The following is a 13,033-nucleotide window of genomic DNA, read 5'->3' as shown; positions in this document are numbered from 1 at the left end:
AAGAAGACATGTCGATCTTTTTGAACAAGGACTCCAAGGTCATCGTTCAGGGCATCACCGGCGGCGAGGGCACCAAGCACACCGCGCGCATGCTCGCTGCCGGCACGAACGTGCTCGGCGGTGTCAACGCCCGTAAGGCGGGCACCACGGTGAACCACCAGGACAAGGACGGCAACGCCGTCGAACTGCCCGTGTTCGGCAGCGTGAGCGAGGCCGTGCAGGAGACCGGGGCGAACGCGTCGATCGTGTTCGTACCGCCGGCCTTCTGTAAGGACGCCGTGATCGAGGCCATCGACGCCGAGATCCCGCTCGTGGTGGTCATCACAGAGGGCATCCCCGTGCAGGACTCCGCCGAGTTCTGGGCGCACGCCAAGGCGAACACCGGCGCGGACGGCAAGCCAAAGACCCGGATCATCGGCCCCAATTGCCCGGGCATCATCTCCCCCGAGGAGTCGCTGCTGGGGATCACCCCCGCGAACATCACGGGCAAGGGCAAGCTGGGCCTGGTCTCCAAGTCCGGCACGCTGACCTACCAAATGATGTACGAACTGCGGGACCTGGGCTTCACCACGGCCATCGGCATTGGCGGTGACCCGGTCATCGGCACCACGCACATCGACGCCCTCGAGGCCTTCGAGGCGGACCCCGAGACCGAGGCCATCGTGATGATCGGTGAGATCGGCGGCGACGCCGAGGAGCGCGCCGCGGAGTTCATCAAGGCGAACGTGACCAAGCCCGTGGTGGGCTACGTCGCGGGCTTCACCGCTCCCGAGGGCAAGACCATGGGCCACGCCGGCGCCATCGTCTCTGGTTCCTCGGGCACGGCCCAAGCCAAGAAGGAGGCCCTCGAGGCCGCCGGTGTGAAGGTGGGCAAGACCCCGTCGGAGACCGCGCAGCTCATGCGGGAGATCTTCGAGGGCAAGTAAGCCCCTCCCGGCGCTTCGCCGCCGGTGCATCCACGACGACGCCGCTCGCCCACCTCGGTGGAGGAGCGGCGTCGTTCGTCGTGGTGCCGTTCGGACGCGAGCGTCAGCCGGTGAGGGACAGCGGCGCGGTTCGTCGTGGTGAGAGTCGAGCGCCGGCCGGACGGGATGCGGGCGCGCGATGAGGACCGTGACTCGGGTCAGGACTCAGGTCAGGACGATGGTCCGATTGCCGGAGATCACCACGCGACCCTCCGCGTGCCACTTCACGGCGCGGGACAGGGCCTGGGTCTCCGCCTCGGAACCCACCGCCACGAGGTCCTCCGGGGTGTGCGCGTGATCCACCGGGATCACGCGCTGCGCGATGATCGGACCCTCGTCCAGGTCCGGGGTGACATAGTGGGCGGTGGCCCCGACCATCTTGACCCCGCGCTCGTAGGCCTGGTGGTACGGCTTGGCGCCCTTGAAGGAGGGCAGGAACGAGTGGTGGATGTTGATGCACCGACCCGCGAGCTGTTGTGTGAGCTCGTCCGAGAGGATCTGCATGTAGCGGGCCAGCACCACGAGTTCGGTGTCGTAGGACGCGGCGATCTCGAGCAGTTGCGCCTCGGCCTGCGGCTTGGTGTGCCGGGTGACGGGCACGTGGTGGAACGGCACACCGTAGAAGTCCACGAGGGGTTGCAGGTCCGTGTGATTGGACACCACACCCACGATCTCGATGGGCAGTGAGCCCACGCGCGCTCGGTGGAGCAGGTTCACGAGGCAGTGCGAGATCTTGGAGACCATGACGAGCACACGGGTTTTGTGCCGGGCGTCCACCAGACGGAAGCGCATGTCGTGCTTCTCGGCCACCGGGCGGAACCCCTCGATCAGGGACTCAGTGGTCACGGTGCCCGGTTCGTTCATGGTGTGGCAGCGGATGAAGAATTCGTCGTTGTGCCGGTCCGAGAAATGCTTGACGTCGAAGATGTCGCAACCCTGCTCCGTGAGGTTCGACGCCACGGCGCTCACGAGACCGTAGGCCTCGGGGCAGTGGACGGTCAGGACGTGTTCATCGGACGTGGGCTGCTGGGCCGACATGAGGGGATACTCCTGGGATCGCGGAACGGGGAACGGAGCGGCCCCGGAGCACGGGATGTCATCCGTCCGGGGACCGCAGACGATCTTATCGCCCCGGGCTACACAGCGCGCGGGATGGTCCGGATCTCGGAAGGGGCGTTAACGACCGGTGGCCGCGGGAGCGGACGGTAGGAGCCCGTCCGGCGCGGGGAGAGGTGCGCCTCTGTGAGAGAACCCGCAGCCACCGGCAGGCGATAACGCCTCAACGGGATCAAGCCGTGGGCTGAGCGGCTACCGACGCACAGCATCAACCACAGAGCACCCCCCAGTGCATGTGTGGCGATTTCCCTGTGCGAAGTCTCCCGTTGCGGTGGTTCGTAGAACCACGCCCCCAGAATATCGGAATTTCTCAGATGACTCGGAGCCGGTGAAATTTCATGAAGTGTGGTTCGCGCCAATCGGCCCACCGATTTATGCGTGTAAATCAGCCGGAAATTGACCCCTTAAAGCCGCTCTGACCTGCAATAACAGGGTTTTTCGCCTAGTGAGCGAAGGTTAACAAATGCTAATGAGCGAATATCTCAACAATACTCACTGCACTTGTAGGCCGTAGAGGGGACAAGTAATGCCTCCTGATTGTGGACACGCACCACTTTTATGTCGCACAAATCACACTTCTGCCCACGGAGAACAGTCGTCGTTCGGTACTCACGAGACCGTCGTGTTGAATGCGAGCCCCAGAAGGTAGGTGGCGATCGCGGCCCCGTACCCAATCCCGAGCTGCCGTAGTCCCCGCCTGAACGGGGAGGCGCCGGAGAGCAGCCCCACGAAACCGCCCGTGATCAACAACGCGATGCCCACGAGCGCCATTCCCACGGCCATGGCCACTCCGCCGCCCAGGCCGAAGAGGTAGGGCAGGATCGGGATGATCGCCCCGGACGCGAAGAAGCAGAAGCTCGACGCCGCCGCCCCCAGATCGGTGCCCAGGGCCTGGTTGTCGTCCGTGGCGGGAAGCTCCTCGCCCGGTTCCGTGTTGAGCACACGACGCGCCTTCTCGTCTTGGAACGACAGCGATGGATCGCAGTCGCAGTCGAAGTGTCCGAGTCGCTCGGCCGCCCGGTGCTCTGCAGCCTTCTCGCTCATGCCCCGGGCCCGGTAGATCAGTGTGAGCTCGTTGGCGTTCAGGTCCAACGCCGGCGCCACGCGCAGGGTCACCTGGGTGGGTTGGGAGGCGTCCAGCAGTTCCCGCTGGGATCGCACGGAGACGTATTCGCCCGCTCCCATGGACAGGGCACCCGCGAGCAGTCCGGCGATGCCCGAGAACAGCACCAGGGAGCTGGACGTGCCCGTGGCGCCCACGCCCATCACCAGGGCCAGGTTGGACACCAGGCCGTCGTTGGCGCCGAACACGGCGGCCCGGAAGTTGCCGGACAACCGCGTGCGGCCATCGGTTGCGAGCGCGCGGATGATCTCCTCGTGGACGGCCTCGTCCGCCGCCATGGCGTCCGTGGCATCCGGGTCCTCGCGGTACGGGGAGCGGGACTCGGCGCGCTGCAGCAGCGCCAGGACGAAGACGGATCCCACGTGCTTGGCCAAGAACATGAGCAGTTGCGCTTGCAGGGCGGGTCTCGCCGGACGATCGGCGTGGGGTCCGAGCAGACGACGCCAGTGTTCGGCGTGGCGGCCCTCCGCCTCGGCCACGCTCTGCAAGATCTCGGCATGGCGGCCCGAGCTGTGGCGGGCCAGGTGTTCGTACGTGGCGGCCTCGGCGAGTTCGTCCGCGAGGTAGTGACGCCACCTGCGGATCTGGGCGGCAGTGGGTTCCGGTGACTCGGGAACGGTGGAGGAAGCGCTGTGGTGCTCGGGCATGTACCCGTATTTTACGCGCGGGTCACCGGCGGTGGTTTCGCGGCTCCGAAGCACCCCGCGCGCCGTCGGCCGTGGATCCCGCCTCGCGCCTGGCTCGCACCTGAACCCGCGCCGAACGCTGTCTGCGCCGCAATACGCTCTGCGCGCCATCGACCGCGGAGCCAGTCAGCCCGCGGAGCCATCCAGCCCGTGGGCCGCTCAGCGCGCCGGGACGCTAGGCGACGGCCGGAGCCACCCGCATCGCGAACGGCAACAGGACCCCCGGTGAGCACCCCCGCGGTGATGGGTTTGGGTACGGCGGCCAGGAGTTTGCCGAACAGCCCGGTCGCGCCCAGCACGAGACTCACGAGGGCGGCGACCACGTAGGCGCCCACGGCGTCGGAGAACTCGTAGTTGCTGAGGGTAGCGCGAGCAGGCGGCTCGCGGTGATCTCCGGGGCGGGGAGCGACCCCACGCCCCAGTGGAACTCGTACGGGTCCCCGCACGCCCGGTGACTGCGCATGCCGGCGAGGACGCTGCGCGCGGCCGCCCGCGGCAGGCACGGTCCGCACGTCCACGGCCGTCCAGGGACGGTGGGATCGTCCCACCCCCACGACCTCAGCCGCTCCGCGGGACACCACGGCCCGGTGAACTCGGCGGGTCCGTGGGTGGCGGCCGCGGAACGGCCCGCGACGCGCTGCAGGGCGCACTGCACCCCGCGGGGTCCCGTGCGCACCCACGCGGCGGGAACGTCCGGGGTGCCCTCCGGTGAGTCGTACTCGACCATGAGGAAGTCGTTCCAGAGCATCCCGGCGATGGCCCTGGTGAGGACGGACTCCAGCCGGGACCATGGACAGGCCGGCGGATCGGGGACGGGGGAGGCAACCCGGGCCAGCACAACACCGATCCCGGCGCGCCGCAGTGCCACCTCGGTGCTCGGACCGTGGCCGTGCGGCGTCCTGCTGTGTGACATGCTCGAGTGCCTCCCAACACCGTGATCACGCAACACCCACGGATCGGGTCAGGGGTCCGCGCACGCGGTGCGGGTGCGCCGGGGCCAGCGCGATCTGTGCTCACGCTAACCCGCTGACCGTGCCGGGTCGACAGGTCGGGGGAAGTGTGACTTCCACGGAAAGGACCCCGCGCGGTGTTCCCGCGTGCGCCCGAGCTCGACCGTCGGCGTGATCGGGACCGTGCAGGGTACTCAACGGACCCCGGGGTTCGCTCAGACACCAACCAGCGCGCGGATGTCCTCGGCGTCGAGCGTGGCGGAGAAGAACCGTTCATCGTCGAGCACGGCCCCGAACAGGTCCGCCTTGCGGGCCTTGAGGTCCATGACCTTCTCCTCGATTGTGCCCTGCGCGACCATGCGGTAGACCATGACCTTCTTGGTCTGCCCGATCCGGTGGGTGCGGTCCACGGCCTGGTTCTCCGCCGCGGGATTCCACCACGGGTCCAGGAGGTAGCAGTAGTCGGCCTCGGTGAGGTTGATGCCGAAACCGCCGGCCTTGAGGCTCACCAGGAACACGGGGGCGCGGCCGCTGCGGAACTTCTCGAGCGCCCCCGCGCGGTCCCGCGTGCTGCCGTCGAGGTAGCTGTAGGCGATCCCGGCGTCGTCGAGGCGCTGGGCCACGATCTTGAGGAAACTCGTGAACTGGCTGAACACGAGCGGGCGGTGGCCCTCCTGGACGAGCTGGGGCAGCTGGTCGAAGAGGACGTCCAGCTTTGAGGATGGCGCCTTGGACTCCGGGTCCACCAGGACGGGGTCCAGCGCCAACATCCGCAGGGTGGTCAGCGACTGGAAGATGGTGAACCGGTTCTTGTCGAAGTTGCGCAGCAGGCCCAGGATCTTGGCGCGCTCACGCTGCAGCCGGCGGTCGTACGCACTGCGGTGTTCGGGGTTCAACCCCACGGGCAGGACGTGCTCGAGCTTGGGTGGCAGCTGCAGGTCCACGTCCGACTTGGTGCGGCGCAGCATGAACGGGCGCATCCGGGCCCGCAGCCGGGCCAGGGCATCCGAGTCCATGGCGCGTTCGATGGGACGCTGGTAGTACTCGGTGAAACGTTTCTTGGACGGGAACAGCCCGGGGGCGGTGAGCGAGAGCAACGACCACAGTTCGGAAAGACTGTTCTCCATGGGGGTGCCGGTGATCGCGAGACACGTGCGTGCCCGCAGGTTCTTCACGGCGCGGTAGGCCTTGGTCCGGGGGTTCTTGACGAACTGGGCCTCGTCCATGATCACCCCGGTCCACTCGACCGAACGGTAGGCCTCCGCGTCCAGACGCAGCAGGGCATAGGACGTGAGCACCACATGGGAATGCGCGGCGGCGTCGGCCACGGAGTCCTTGGTGTGGGTGAGCACGGTGATGTCCAAGGAGGGCGCGAAGCGGCGCAGCTCGGCGGACCAGTTGGCCACCACGGAGGTGGGTGCGATCACCAGGTGGGGTGGCAGCTGCGGGTCCCGGTCCGTGGCGCGCAGGATCGCGGCAATGGTCTGCACGGTCTTGCCCAGGCCCATGTCGTCCGCGAGGATCCCGCCCAGTCCGTGGTCCCACAGGAAGCTCAGCCACCGGAAGCCCTCGTACTGGTAGGGGCGCAGGTTGGCCTGTAGGGCCTCGGGGACCGGGGGAGAGGGGATCTCGTGCAGGTGGGTCAGTGCGCGCACGCCCTCGCGCCACTGCTCGGCCTGGCGGGTGTCCGTGGCGAGGTCTTCAAACTGCTCCCACAGGCTCGCCTGGTAGCGGTTCAACGCGAGCGGCGCGTCCTTGTCCTCCTGCAGAGTGCGGGCCTCGGCGATGAGCGTGCGCAGCCGCGTGAACTCGGGGCGGTCCAGGGAGAAGTAGGAACCGTCCGGCAGCAGCATCACCTCCTGGCCGCGGTCGAGCGCTTGAAAGATCTGGGAGAACGGGAGGTAGTGCTCACCGACCCTGATGGTGACACCCAGGCCGAACCAGTCGTGGTGTTCGGTGGGCGCGGTGGACACCGTGATCTCGGTGGGTTCGGTGACCTCGCGGTAGGCGGGACTCCCGCCGGTCTCCACGATGCGCAGGTCGGGGATCTTGCGCAGCAGCGGCAACCAAACCCGCAACAGGGTCAGGGCGTCCTGCGCCGCGTACGAACTGCGTTTGAAGTCCAACTCGGGGATCCGGCGGTGCACGGCCTGGACCATGGAGGACTCCCACCGGGACTCGCGGGCCACGGGCTCGTCCCCGAGAGGGTCCAGGGGGCGGAAGGGCAGCCGGATCCGTTCGCGACCCTTCTGGTACTCCCACTCCCACTCCACGCGTTCGGTGAGGTCGTCGTGGTGGATGGTGAGCACGAACTGCGGATCCGCGACCTGGGGCAGCACCAGGGAGTCCTCGCCCGCGATCACGTGCATGCTCTGGTGCAACCGGGGGAAGTAGGTGTCGAAGAACTCCTCCACACCGTCCTGCGGGACCGTGAGGGATTCGGCGCGGTCCAGGAACGAGCGCTGCTGCTGATTGAGGCGGGTGCCCAGGGCGACCAGGTGCAACGGGAACTGGTTGAGGTCCTCCGCGGTGTCCAGGGCCGCGGGGGTCGCGTCCGGGTAGAACAGGCCGTGACCTGGCTGGCCGATGATCCGGGTCCAGCGCAGGGGGATCTCGTTCTCGCCCACGATGAGCTGGGGGTGCAGGGCGAGCTCGCCGTGCTCGCCGGGATCCACGCGCACCTCGAACCGGCCGTCGCGATCCACGATCACGGGTGCTCCCGTGCCCTTGGAGACGAGCGGGATCCCGAGCCCCCGGGCGCGCCCCAGGATGGGCCACAACAGGGGAGAGGTGTAGCGCTCCATGTGCAGCTGGTGCCGGTCCGCAGCGTAACTGCCGCGGTGCGACTCGGAGAGCGCTCGCAGCTCCTCGAACCAGTCCAGTTGCTCCGCGCTCAGGTGCCCGGAGCGGGCGTGGGAGGCCAGGTTGCCCCAGTCGATGCCGGTGTGCACCCACCCGTGGCGCTGTCCGCGCAGCACCGGACGGGCCGTGAGACTCAGCGGGGTCTCCCGGGGTGATTCCTGCCACGCTTTCGGTGTGCGGTTCTGCACCCGGGTCAGGTCCAGTTCGAGGGCCACGGTGGGTCCGGATTCCGGGTCCGCCACGACCCTGTCGGGACTCATGCCGGGCACGATCCGGGAGAGTTCGCTGCGCCAGTCCGGGGCGGCACCCGGACCGCGGGCGTCCGTGAACTGCGCAGCACCATCCATGGCCCCTACCGTACCGCCCGGTGCGGACACGGCCGGGCGCCGGTGGGCGAGGGCCCGGGCAGCGGCGTCGTCGTCGTGCAAACCGGGGGCGCGGTGGGATCGGGCAGTGAACCGCCGACGGGCGGGAACTTATAATCGACAGGGATTGTCGTGTTTCGAGCGCGCCGCACGGCGCAGACGGAGGATTTGTGGCTGACGCTGCCGGTTTCCACACGGGGGACCACGCAATGGCATCCGGACCCCGGGAAGTCGAGTACCTGCGCTGGAACGACGCCGTGGCGCGGGCATTCTTCGGCCCCAGGAGGGCCGGGGAACTGGTCCACCTGGACCTGGACGAGAAAATGCTCGAACAGATCGGCTCGGAATTCGGCCTGGACGGCCCGGCCACGCTGCGTGCGCTCGCCGACTCCGTGACGCCGCTGCTCGTGACGGACGGCTCCCGCCGGTCCGTGTTCGACGCGTTCAACAAGCTCACCGAGGCGTGGTACCGGACGTCCCGGCGCCAGCTCGAGGACCTCACCAGGATTGGCCCGCCGCCCATCGTGGCGCTGTTGGCCCTGTTCGCCCTGGCCGGGCGGCACATGTCCGCGCTCGCGGCGCGCACGGGCAAGAAGTCCGTGTCCACGTTCTACCTGCCGCTCGCGGTGTTGCTGCAAGCGGGCCAGGACAACGTCAAGGCGCTCGAGACCTCGGTGCGCAAGGACTCCGAGACCTACTGGGACGCGCTGCGCTATTGGCTCGAGGCCTTCGACGGCCAACTCGGGTTGCCGTCCGCGTACGCCGTGAACCACCGTCCCGTGGGCCTCGCTCTGTCCCAGACCCTGTTCGGCCCGTCCGAGCTGCGGCAACTGCACCAGATGTTCGAGGACCTCGAACTGACCACGGCGCAGGGGATGAGCGCGGCGGAGCTCGGGATCTACATCGACTTCTGGCTCGACATCGCGGACACCGATGTGTCCAAGAGCCTGCGCAGCATCTGGACCAACCCCCTCACGCGCGATCCCGCGTTGCAGGTCGCGCTCGCCCAGTTGGACGCGTGGGAGTCCGCCCCGGACGACGCCGCCGCGGCCGCCGCCCGCGGCACGCGGCACCTGGGCTCGCGCAGCCCCGGGTTGTCCCTCACGGACGGCACGGACTACGTGGGCAACCCCATCTACGAACTCGGTTTCGTGGTGCCCAAGCGGCTGGTGCCCGGTCGGGAGGTGGATCTCGCGACCACGGTCGGCCCGCGCACCATGTTCCTGTCCTACATCGGGGACGCGTTCCTGGGGATCTCCGCGTACAACGCCCGCATGACGAGTGACACGCTGCTGTCCGGGCAGCTGCAGATCACCGCGGGGGAGCTCACCCTCACGCGTAATCCACGGCCCGTGGTGGTCTTCGCCAAGGACGCGTACTCGGACACGTTCATCTCCGTGGACCACGTCCCCGCGGCGTGGCCGTGCCGGATCATGGTGCGCAATCAACCTGAATGGGTGGATCAGATCCGCGCGATCCTGGACGACTCGGCCTCTCCCGACTACCGCGTGGTGGGCCCGGGGGAGAACGGGGTCTGCGAGGGCTGGGTGCTGTTCGACGACGTCCAGGTGCTGCGTGCCGGTGACCCCGCGCTGACCGTCAACGACAACTTCTCGGCCCTTGTACCCCGCCTGGTCCCCGCAATCACCCTGTCCGGCGGGCTGCGGATCCCCGGGGACGTGGACCGGTTCTCGGCCCTGCGGCCCCCGCAGTTGACCGTCACGTCCGACAGCGACGACCCCCTGTCCGTGGAGTGCGAGTGGCGTAACCCGCACTCGTTCAAGCTCATGAGCACCAAGCTCACCGCACCCCGGGTGCCACCGTTCCAGGTGAGCCTGGGCGGGACCGATCTGGCCCGCGAGGACGGCCACCTCAAGCCCAACGACTACACGCTAGTGCTGCGTTCCGGGCGCACCGTGAAGCAGCGACTCGAGTTCCGCGTGCGGGACAGTTCCTACTACATCACTCAACGCTCCCTGGGCTACGACGGTGAGATGGTCCACGTCGCGGAGGAACCGTTGTGGCCCGTCACCGCGGTGACGCGGGACGAGATCCCGGATGAGTACGTCCAGGGCTCGTTCGACAACATGGACCCCCACGAGGCCACCGTGGACGAGGTCCCCGTGCCCGAGGTCGCCGGGTGGGAGTCCGCCGAGGGGCAGATGTTCCCCGAGCGCAGCAACGAGCTGCCCGAGGCCCCCGACGTGTCCTGCATGGTCACGGGCAAGCACAAAGTGATCCTGCCCCCCATGGATCCCAAGGCCAAGGCGCCGTGGGTGTTCGGGCGCTGCAAGTTCTGCGGGCTCACCAAGCGCTACCCCGGCCGGCTCACCAAGCTCTCGGCGGTGGGTCAGACGGGTTCGGTCGAGGCACTGCAGTTCATCGGCCCGGACGAGGGCGAGTACCCGGGGTCCTGGGCGCCGTTCAAGGACATCCTCACGTTCTTGGGTGGCGGCAAGCGGTCGAGCCTGTCCATCGTGGCGCGCCAGCTCGAGGACTCCGAGCGCTTCGAGGAATGGTTCGTGGGTCACCTGCAGGCCCTCGGTTTCCTGGAGGTGATCCGGGACGAGAACTGGACGGTGCGCCGCTGGCAGGTGTGCTCCCCGGCCCTGACCCAGCTCGTGGACGGCTCCATCCTGCTCACGGGCGGGTGGAAGACCGACCAAGAGGACGCCGTGACGCAGGCGGTCGGGGCCCAGGGTGGTGAGGTCGTGGTGCTGTCCCCGGAGGACCACGCGACCACCATGCTCCAGGATGTGGACCTCGACGCGCTGAGCAAGCTGCTGCCCGAGGGGCTGTGCGACGTGGTCTACGACGCCGGGCCCGTCATGCTCGACACCCTGCCCCCGTTGTCCTCGGTCGTCGCCGGGCTGCCCCTGAAGGAGATGCAGTACAACGGGGTCGCGGAACGCTTCGTGCCCGCGGACGCCACGTGGGAGGCCACGGACGACCGCAACCAGGCGGGGCTGTACCGGATCAACCACCACCACAAGACGCGCTACGCCTACCGCACCGCGGAGGACGTGGTCTCGGGTCACGCCCGTCCCGTGTCCTCGGGGCTCGGCAAGCACCTCGCGGCGCGGGACACCGGCACGGCGTTGGTCAGCTACGATCCCGAGCTGCGGTTGCTCTCCGTGCCCATCGGTGCCGCCCTGCCGGGGCTGTACGCGCGCGCCACGGTGCTGTGCTCGGGGCTGCTGCCCCCGCTCGTGGACGAGGACTTCTCCCTGAACTACGGGGACGTCTCCGAGGAGTTCGCGAGCGCCCTCGTGGCCAAGCTGCTGGGCTGACAGTGCCGCCCCGGGCGAACGGGGGTGTGCTCGTGGGGCCGCGCGGCTGCATTCGGCTGCTGCGCGGCCCTCCCCTACAGTGAGGTGGCGTGCCATGACTAACGGCTGGTAGTAAGGCGCCTCAACCCCGGGTCGTCCGACGTCCGACCCGCATCCCCGACGTGACCACACACGATTCCTCGTCCATCCGTCACCCACGCCCGGGCTCGTCGCCCGTCGCGGATCCGCCCGCCCCGTCCGGGCCCCTCGCTCTGCGCCACCCCGGTTGCCCGTCAACTGGCGGGTCTTCGTGGCCGCGGCAACCCTGCTTGTCTCGCTGTCCGCCTGGGCCACGGAGGCACCCGAGCACGCCGACGCCGTGATCGGCGGCGTGGTCGCGTGGGTCGCCTCCCGGCTGGGGTGGTTCTACATCCTCACGGCCGCTCTCGCGATCGTGTTCGTGATCCTGGTCGCGGACAGCAGGCACGGCACGATCAAGATGGGCCCGGACCATGCGAAACCCCAGTTCAACCTGTTCACGGGGTGGGCCATGTACGCCCTGATGGGCATGGCATTCGGCTACTTCGCCTACCGCTTCGGCATGCCGCTGAGCATCCGCTCCGCTCTCTACCCCCTGATCGGGTGCCGGATCCACGGTGCCGCCGGCGACGCCGTGGACACCGCGGCGCTGCTGGGGACCATCTTCGGGGTGGCCACGTCCCTGGGGATCGGGGTGGTCCAGTTGAACTTCGGACTGCGCTACCTGTTCGCCGTCCCCGAAAACCTGGCGGTGCCGTCGGCACTGACCGCCCTGGGGATCCTCATGGCGGTGGCTTCGTGCGTCTTGGGCGTGGACAAGGGCATCCGGCGGCTTTCCGAGCTGAACATCATCCTGGCGATCGGGCTCATGCTGTACGTGCTCATCACCGGGCGCACGGCGTTCCTGCTGGATGCAATCGTCAAGGGCGTGAGCGGATTGCGCGTGGCAGACGCCTCGGTGATGCCCGAGCTCGTGACGGTGAACCCGAACATCACGGTCTTCATGAGCGGTGAACGCGCCGCCGAGCTGATCGCCCAGGACCGGGACACGACCGCCCACTGAGAACCGGGCGGGAGCGCAGAGAAGCGCTCGACACACGCGTGTGGCCCGGATCCGTTCGGACCCGGGCCGCACCGTTCGTGGAGTTCGCGGTCGCGGTGACCGTGTGCGCGTGGACTACGCGGGCATCGGCTCCAGCTTGTAGAAGGACACCCCGCCGGTCACCCGGGAGGCCCCGGGGACCAGGAGTCGGCTGTACTTGGCGCACCACTGGCCGCGCCCCCGTGTGTGCTGTGCGGCGAGTGCGACCTCACGGGCGTCGTCCGCGAAGTACTCGTGCTCGTGACCGTCCGATCCCGTGATGGACACCACGTGCCGGGCGGGGTCCGCCTGAACGGTGACGTCCACCCACTGTTCGCGGGTGTCGGGGTGGGATTTCTGGGTTGTCGTGTTCATGATGTCGGGCCTCTGATTTTTCCGGTCGCTTGCCGGAACCACACGTGTGGCCCCGGCCGCTTCGTCATCCAATCCACCCCTGAACCGAGGGTTGGCGTACGCCGAGTTGGAGCTCTGGGCGCGCGGTGACGTCCTTGTCGTTGCGCGGGCGCATCTCGTGAAGCTGCTTCGAGCCTATCCGTGGATTCGGGGGACCAGCCAG

Annotated in this window: 8 protein-coding genes and 1 riboswitch; of the genes, 3 read left to right on the top strand and 5 right to left on the bottom strand. The window is 68.3% G+C overall.

The window, feature by feature from the left end; genetic code table 11:
- Positions 1-8 precede the first annotated feature (8 nt).
- A complete protein-coding gene (gene sucD / locus A5728_RS11465) occupies positions 9-926 on the top strand; it encodes a succinate--CoA ligase subunit alpha (RefSeq protein WP_064847200.1) in 918 nt (305 codons plus the stop codon).
- A 204-nt stretch (positions 927-1,130) separates the two neighbouring features.
- Here sucD and purU read toward each other — a convergent pair whose 3' ends face one another.
- The 4 genes from purU to A5728_RS11445 form a co-directional block, all read right to left on the bottom strand.
- Positions 1,131-2,003: a formyltetrahydrofolate deformylase gene (gene purU / locus A5728_RS11460; protein ID WP_064847199.1), complete on the bottom strand. Its 873-nt coding sequence runs from the start codon at positions 2,001-2,003 to the stop codon at positions 1,131-1,133.
- A 687-nt stretch (positions 2,004-2,690) separates the two neighbouring features.
- On the bottom strand, positions 2,691-3,851 hold the full coding sequence (locus tag A5728_RS11455; RefSeq protein WP_064847198.1) for a VIT1/CCC1 transporter family protein: 1,161 nt from the start codon (positions 3,849-3,851) through the stop codon (positions 2,691-2,693).
- 343 nt (positions 3,852-4,194) lie between these two features.
- Entirely contained in the window at positions 4,195-4,803 is a 609-nt protein-coding gene (locus A5728_RS14280; protein WP_231885633.1) for a hypothetical protein, read from the bottom strand.
- A 252-nt stretch (positions 4,804-5,055) separates the two neighbouring features.
- Entirely contained in the window at positions 5,056-8,049 is a 2,994-nt protein-coding gene (locus A5728_RS11445) for a DEAD/DEAH box helicase (RefSeq protein WP_082943440.1), read from the bottom strand.
- Between the two features lie 227 nt (positions 8,050-8,276).
- Between A5728_RS11445 and A5728_RS11440 the strand changes: the two genes are divergently transcribed.
- Both A5728_RS11440 and A5728_RS11435 read left to right on the top strand, forming a co-directional pair.
- Positions 8,277-11,357, top strand: a complete 3,081-nt coding sequence (locus A5728_RS11440) for a hypothetical protein (RefSeq protein WP_231885632.1) — start codon at positions 8,277-8,279, stop codon at positions 11,355-11,357.
- Between the two features lie 265 nt (positions 11,358-11,622).
- Positions 11,623-12,438 carry a BCCT family transporter gene (locus A5728_RS11435; protein ID WP_082943439.1) on the top strand — a complete coding sequence of 272 codons (816 nt, stop codon included), beginning with the start codon at positions 11,623-11,625 and terminating at the stop codon, positions 12,436-12,438.
- Positions 12,439-12,552: 114 nt separating this feature from the next.
- Here A5728_RS11435 and A5728_RS11430 read toward each other — a convergent pair whose 3' ends face one another.
- Positions 12,553-12,831 (bottom strand): hypothetical protein, encoded by a 279-nt coding sequence (locus A5728_RS11430; protein WP_064847194.1) that lies wholly within the window; start codon positions 12,829-12,831, stop codon positions 12,553-12,555.
- Between the two features lie 20 nt (positions 12,832-12,851).
- Positions 12,852-12,994, bottom strand: a riboswitch (SAM riboswitch).
- Positions 12,995-13,033 lie beyond the last annotated feature (39 nt).

Source organism: Kocuria sp. ICS0012 (genome assembly GCF_001665945.1).
GTDB lineage: Bacteria > Actinomycetota > Actinomycetes > Actinomycetales > Micrococcaceae > Kocuria > Kocuria marina.
The sequence above is the reverse complement of the archived record's forward strand: the minus strand, read 5'-3'. Positions and strand labels throughout refer to the sequence as shown.

Excerpts from the sequence above, each read along its gene's own strand:
- sucD (WP_064847200.1), top strand. The coding sequence starts at position 9 with ATGTCGATCTTTTTGAACAAGGACTCCAAGGTCATCGTTCAGGGCATC.
- purU (WP_064847199.1), bottom strand. The coding sequence starts at position 2,003 with ATGTCGGCCCAGCAGCCCACGTCCGATGAACACGTCCTGACCGTCCAC.
- A5728_RS11455 (WP_064847198.1), bottom strand. The coding sequence starts at position 3,851 with ATGCCCGAGCACCACAGCGCTTCCTCCACCGTTCCCGAGTCACCGGAA.
- A5728_RS14280 (WP_231885633.1), bottom strand. The coding sequence starts at position 4,803 with ATGTCACACAGCAGGACGCCGCACGGCCACGGTCCGAGCACCGAGGTG.
- A5728_RS11445 (WP_082943440.1), bottom strand. The coding sequence starts at position 8,049 with ATGGATGGTGCTGCGCAGTTCACGGACGCCCGCGGTCCGGGTGCCGCC.
- A5728_RS11440 (WP_231885632.1), top strand. The coding sequence starts at position 8,277 with ATGGCATCCGGACCCCGGGAAGTCGAGTACCTGCGCTGGAACGACGCC.
- A5728_RS11430 (WP_064847194.1), bottom strand. The coding sequence starts at position 12,831 with ATGAACACGACAACCCAGAAATCCCACCCCGACACCCGCGAACAGTGG.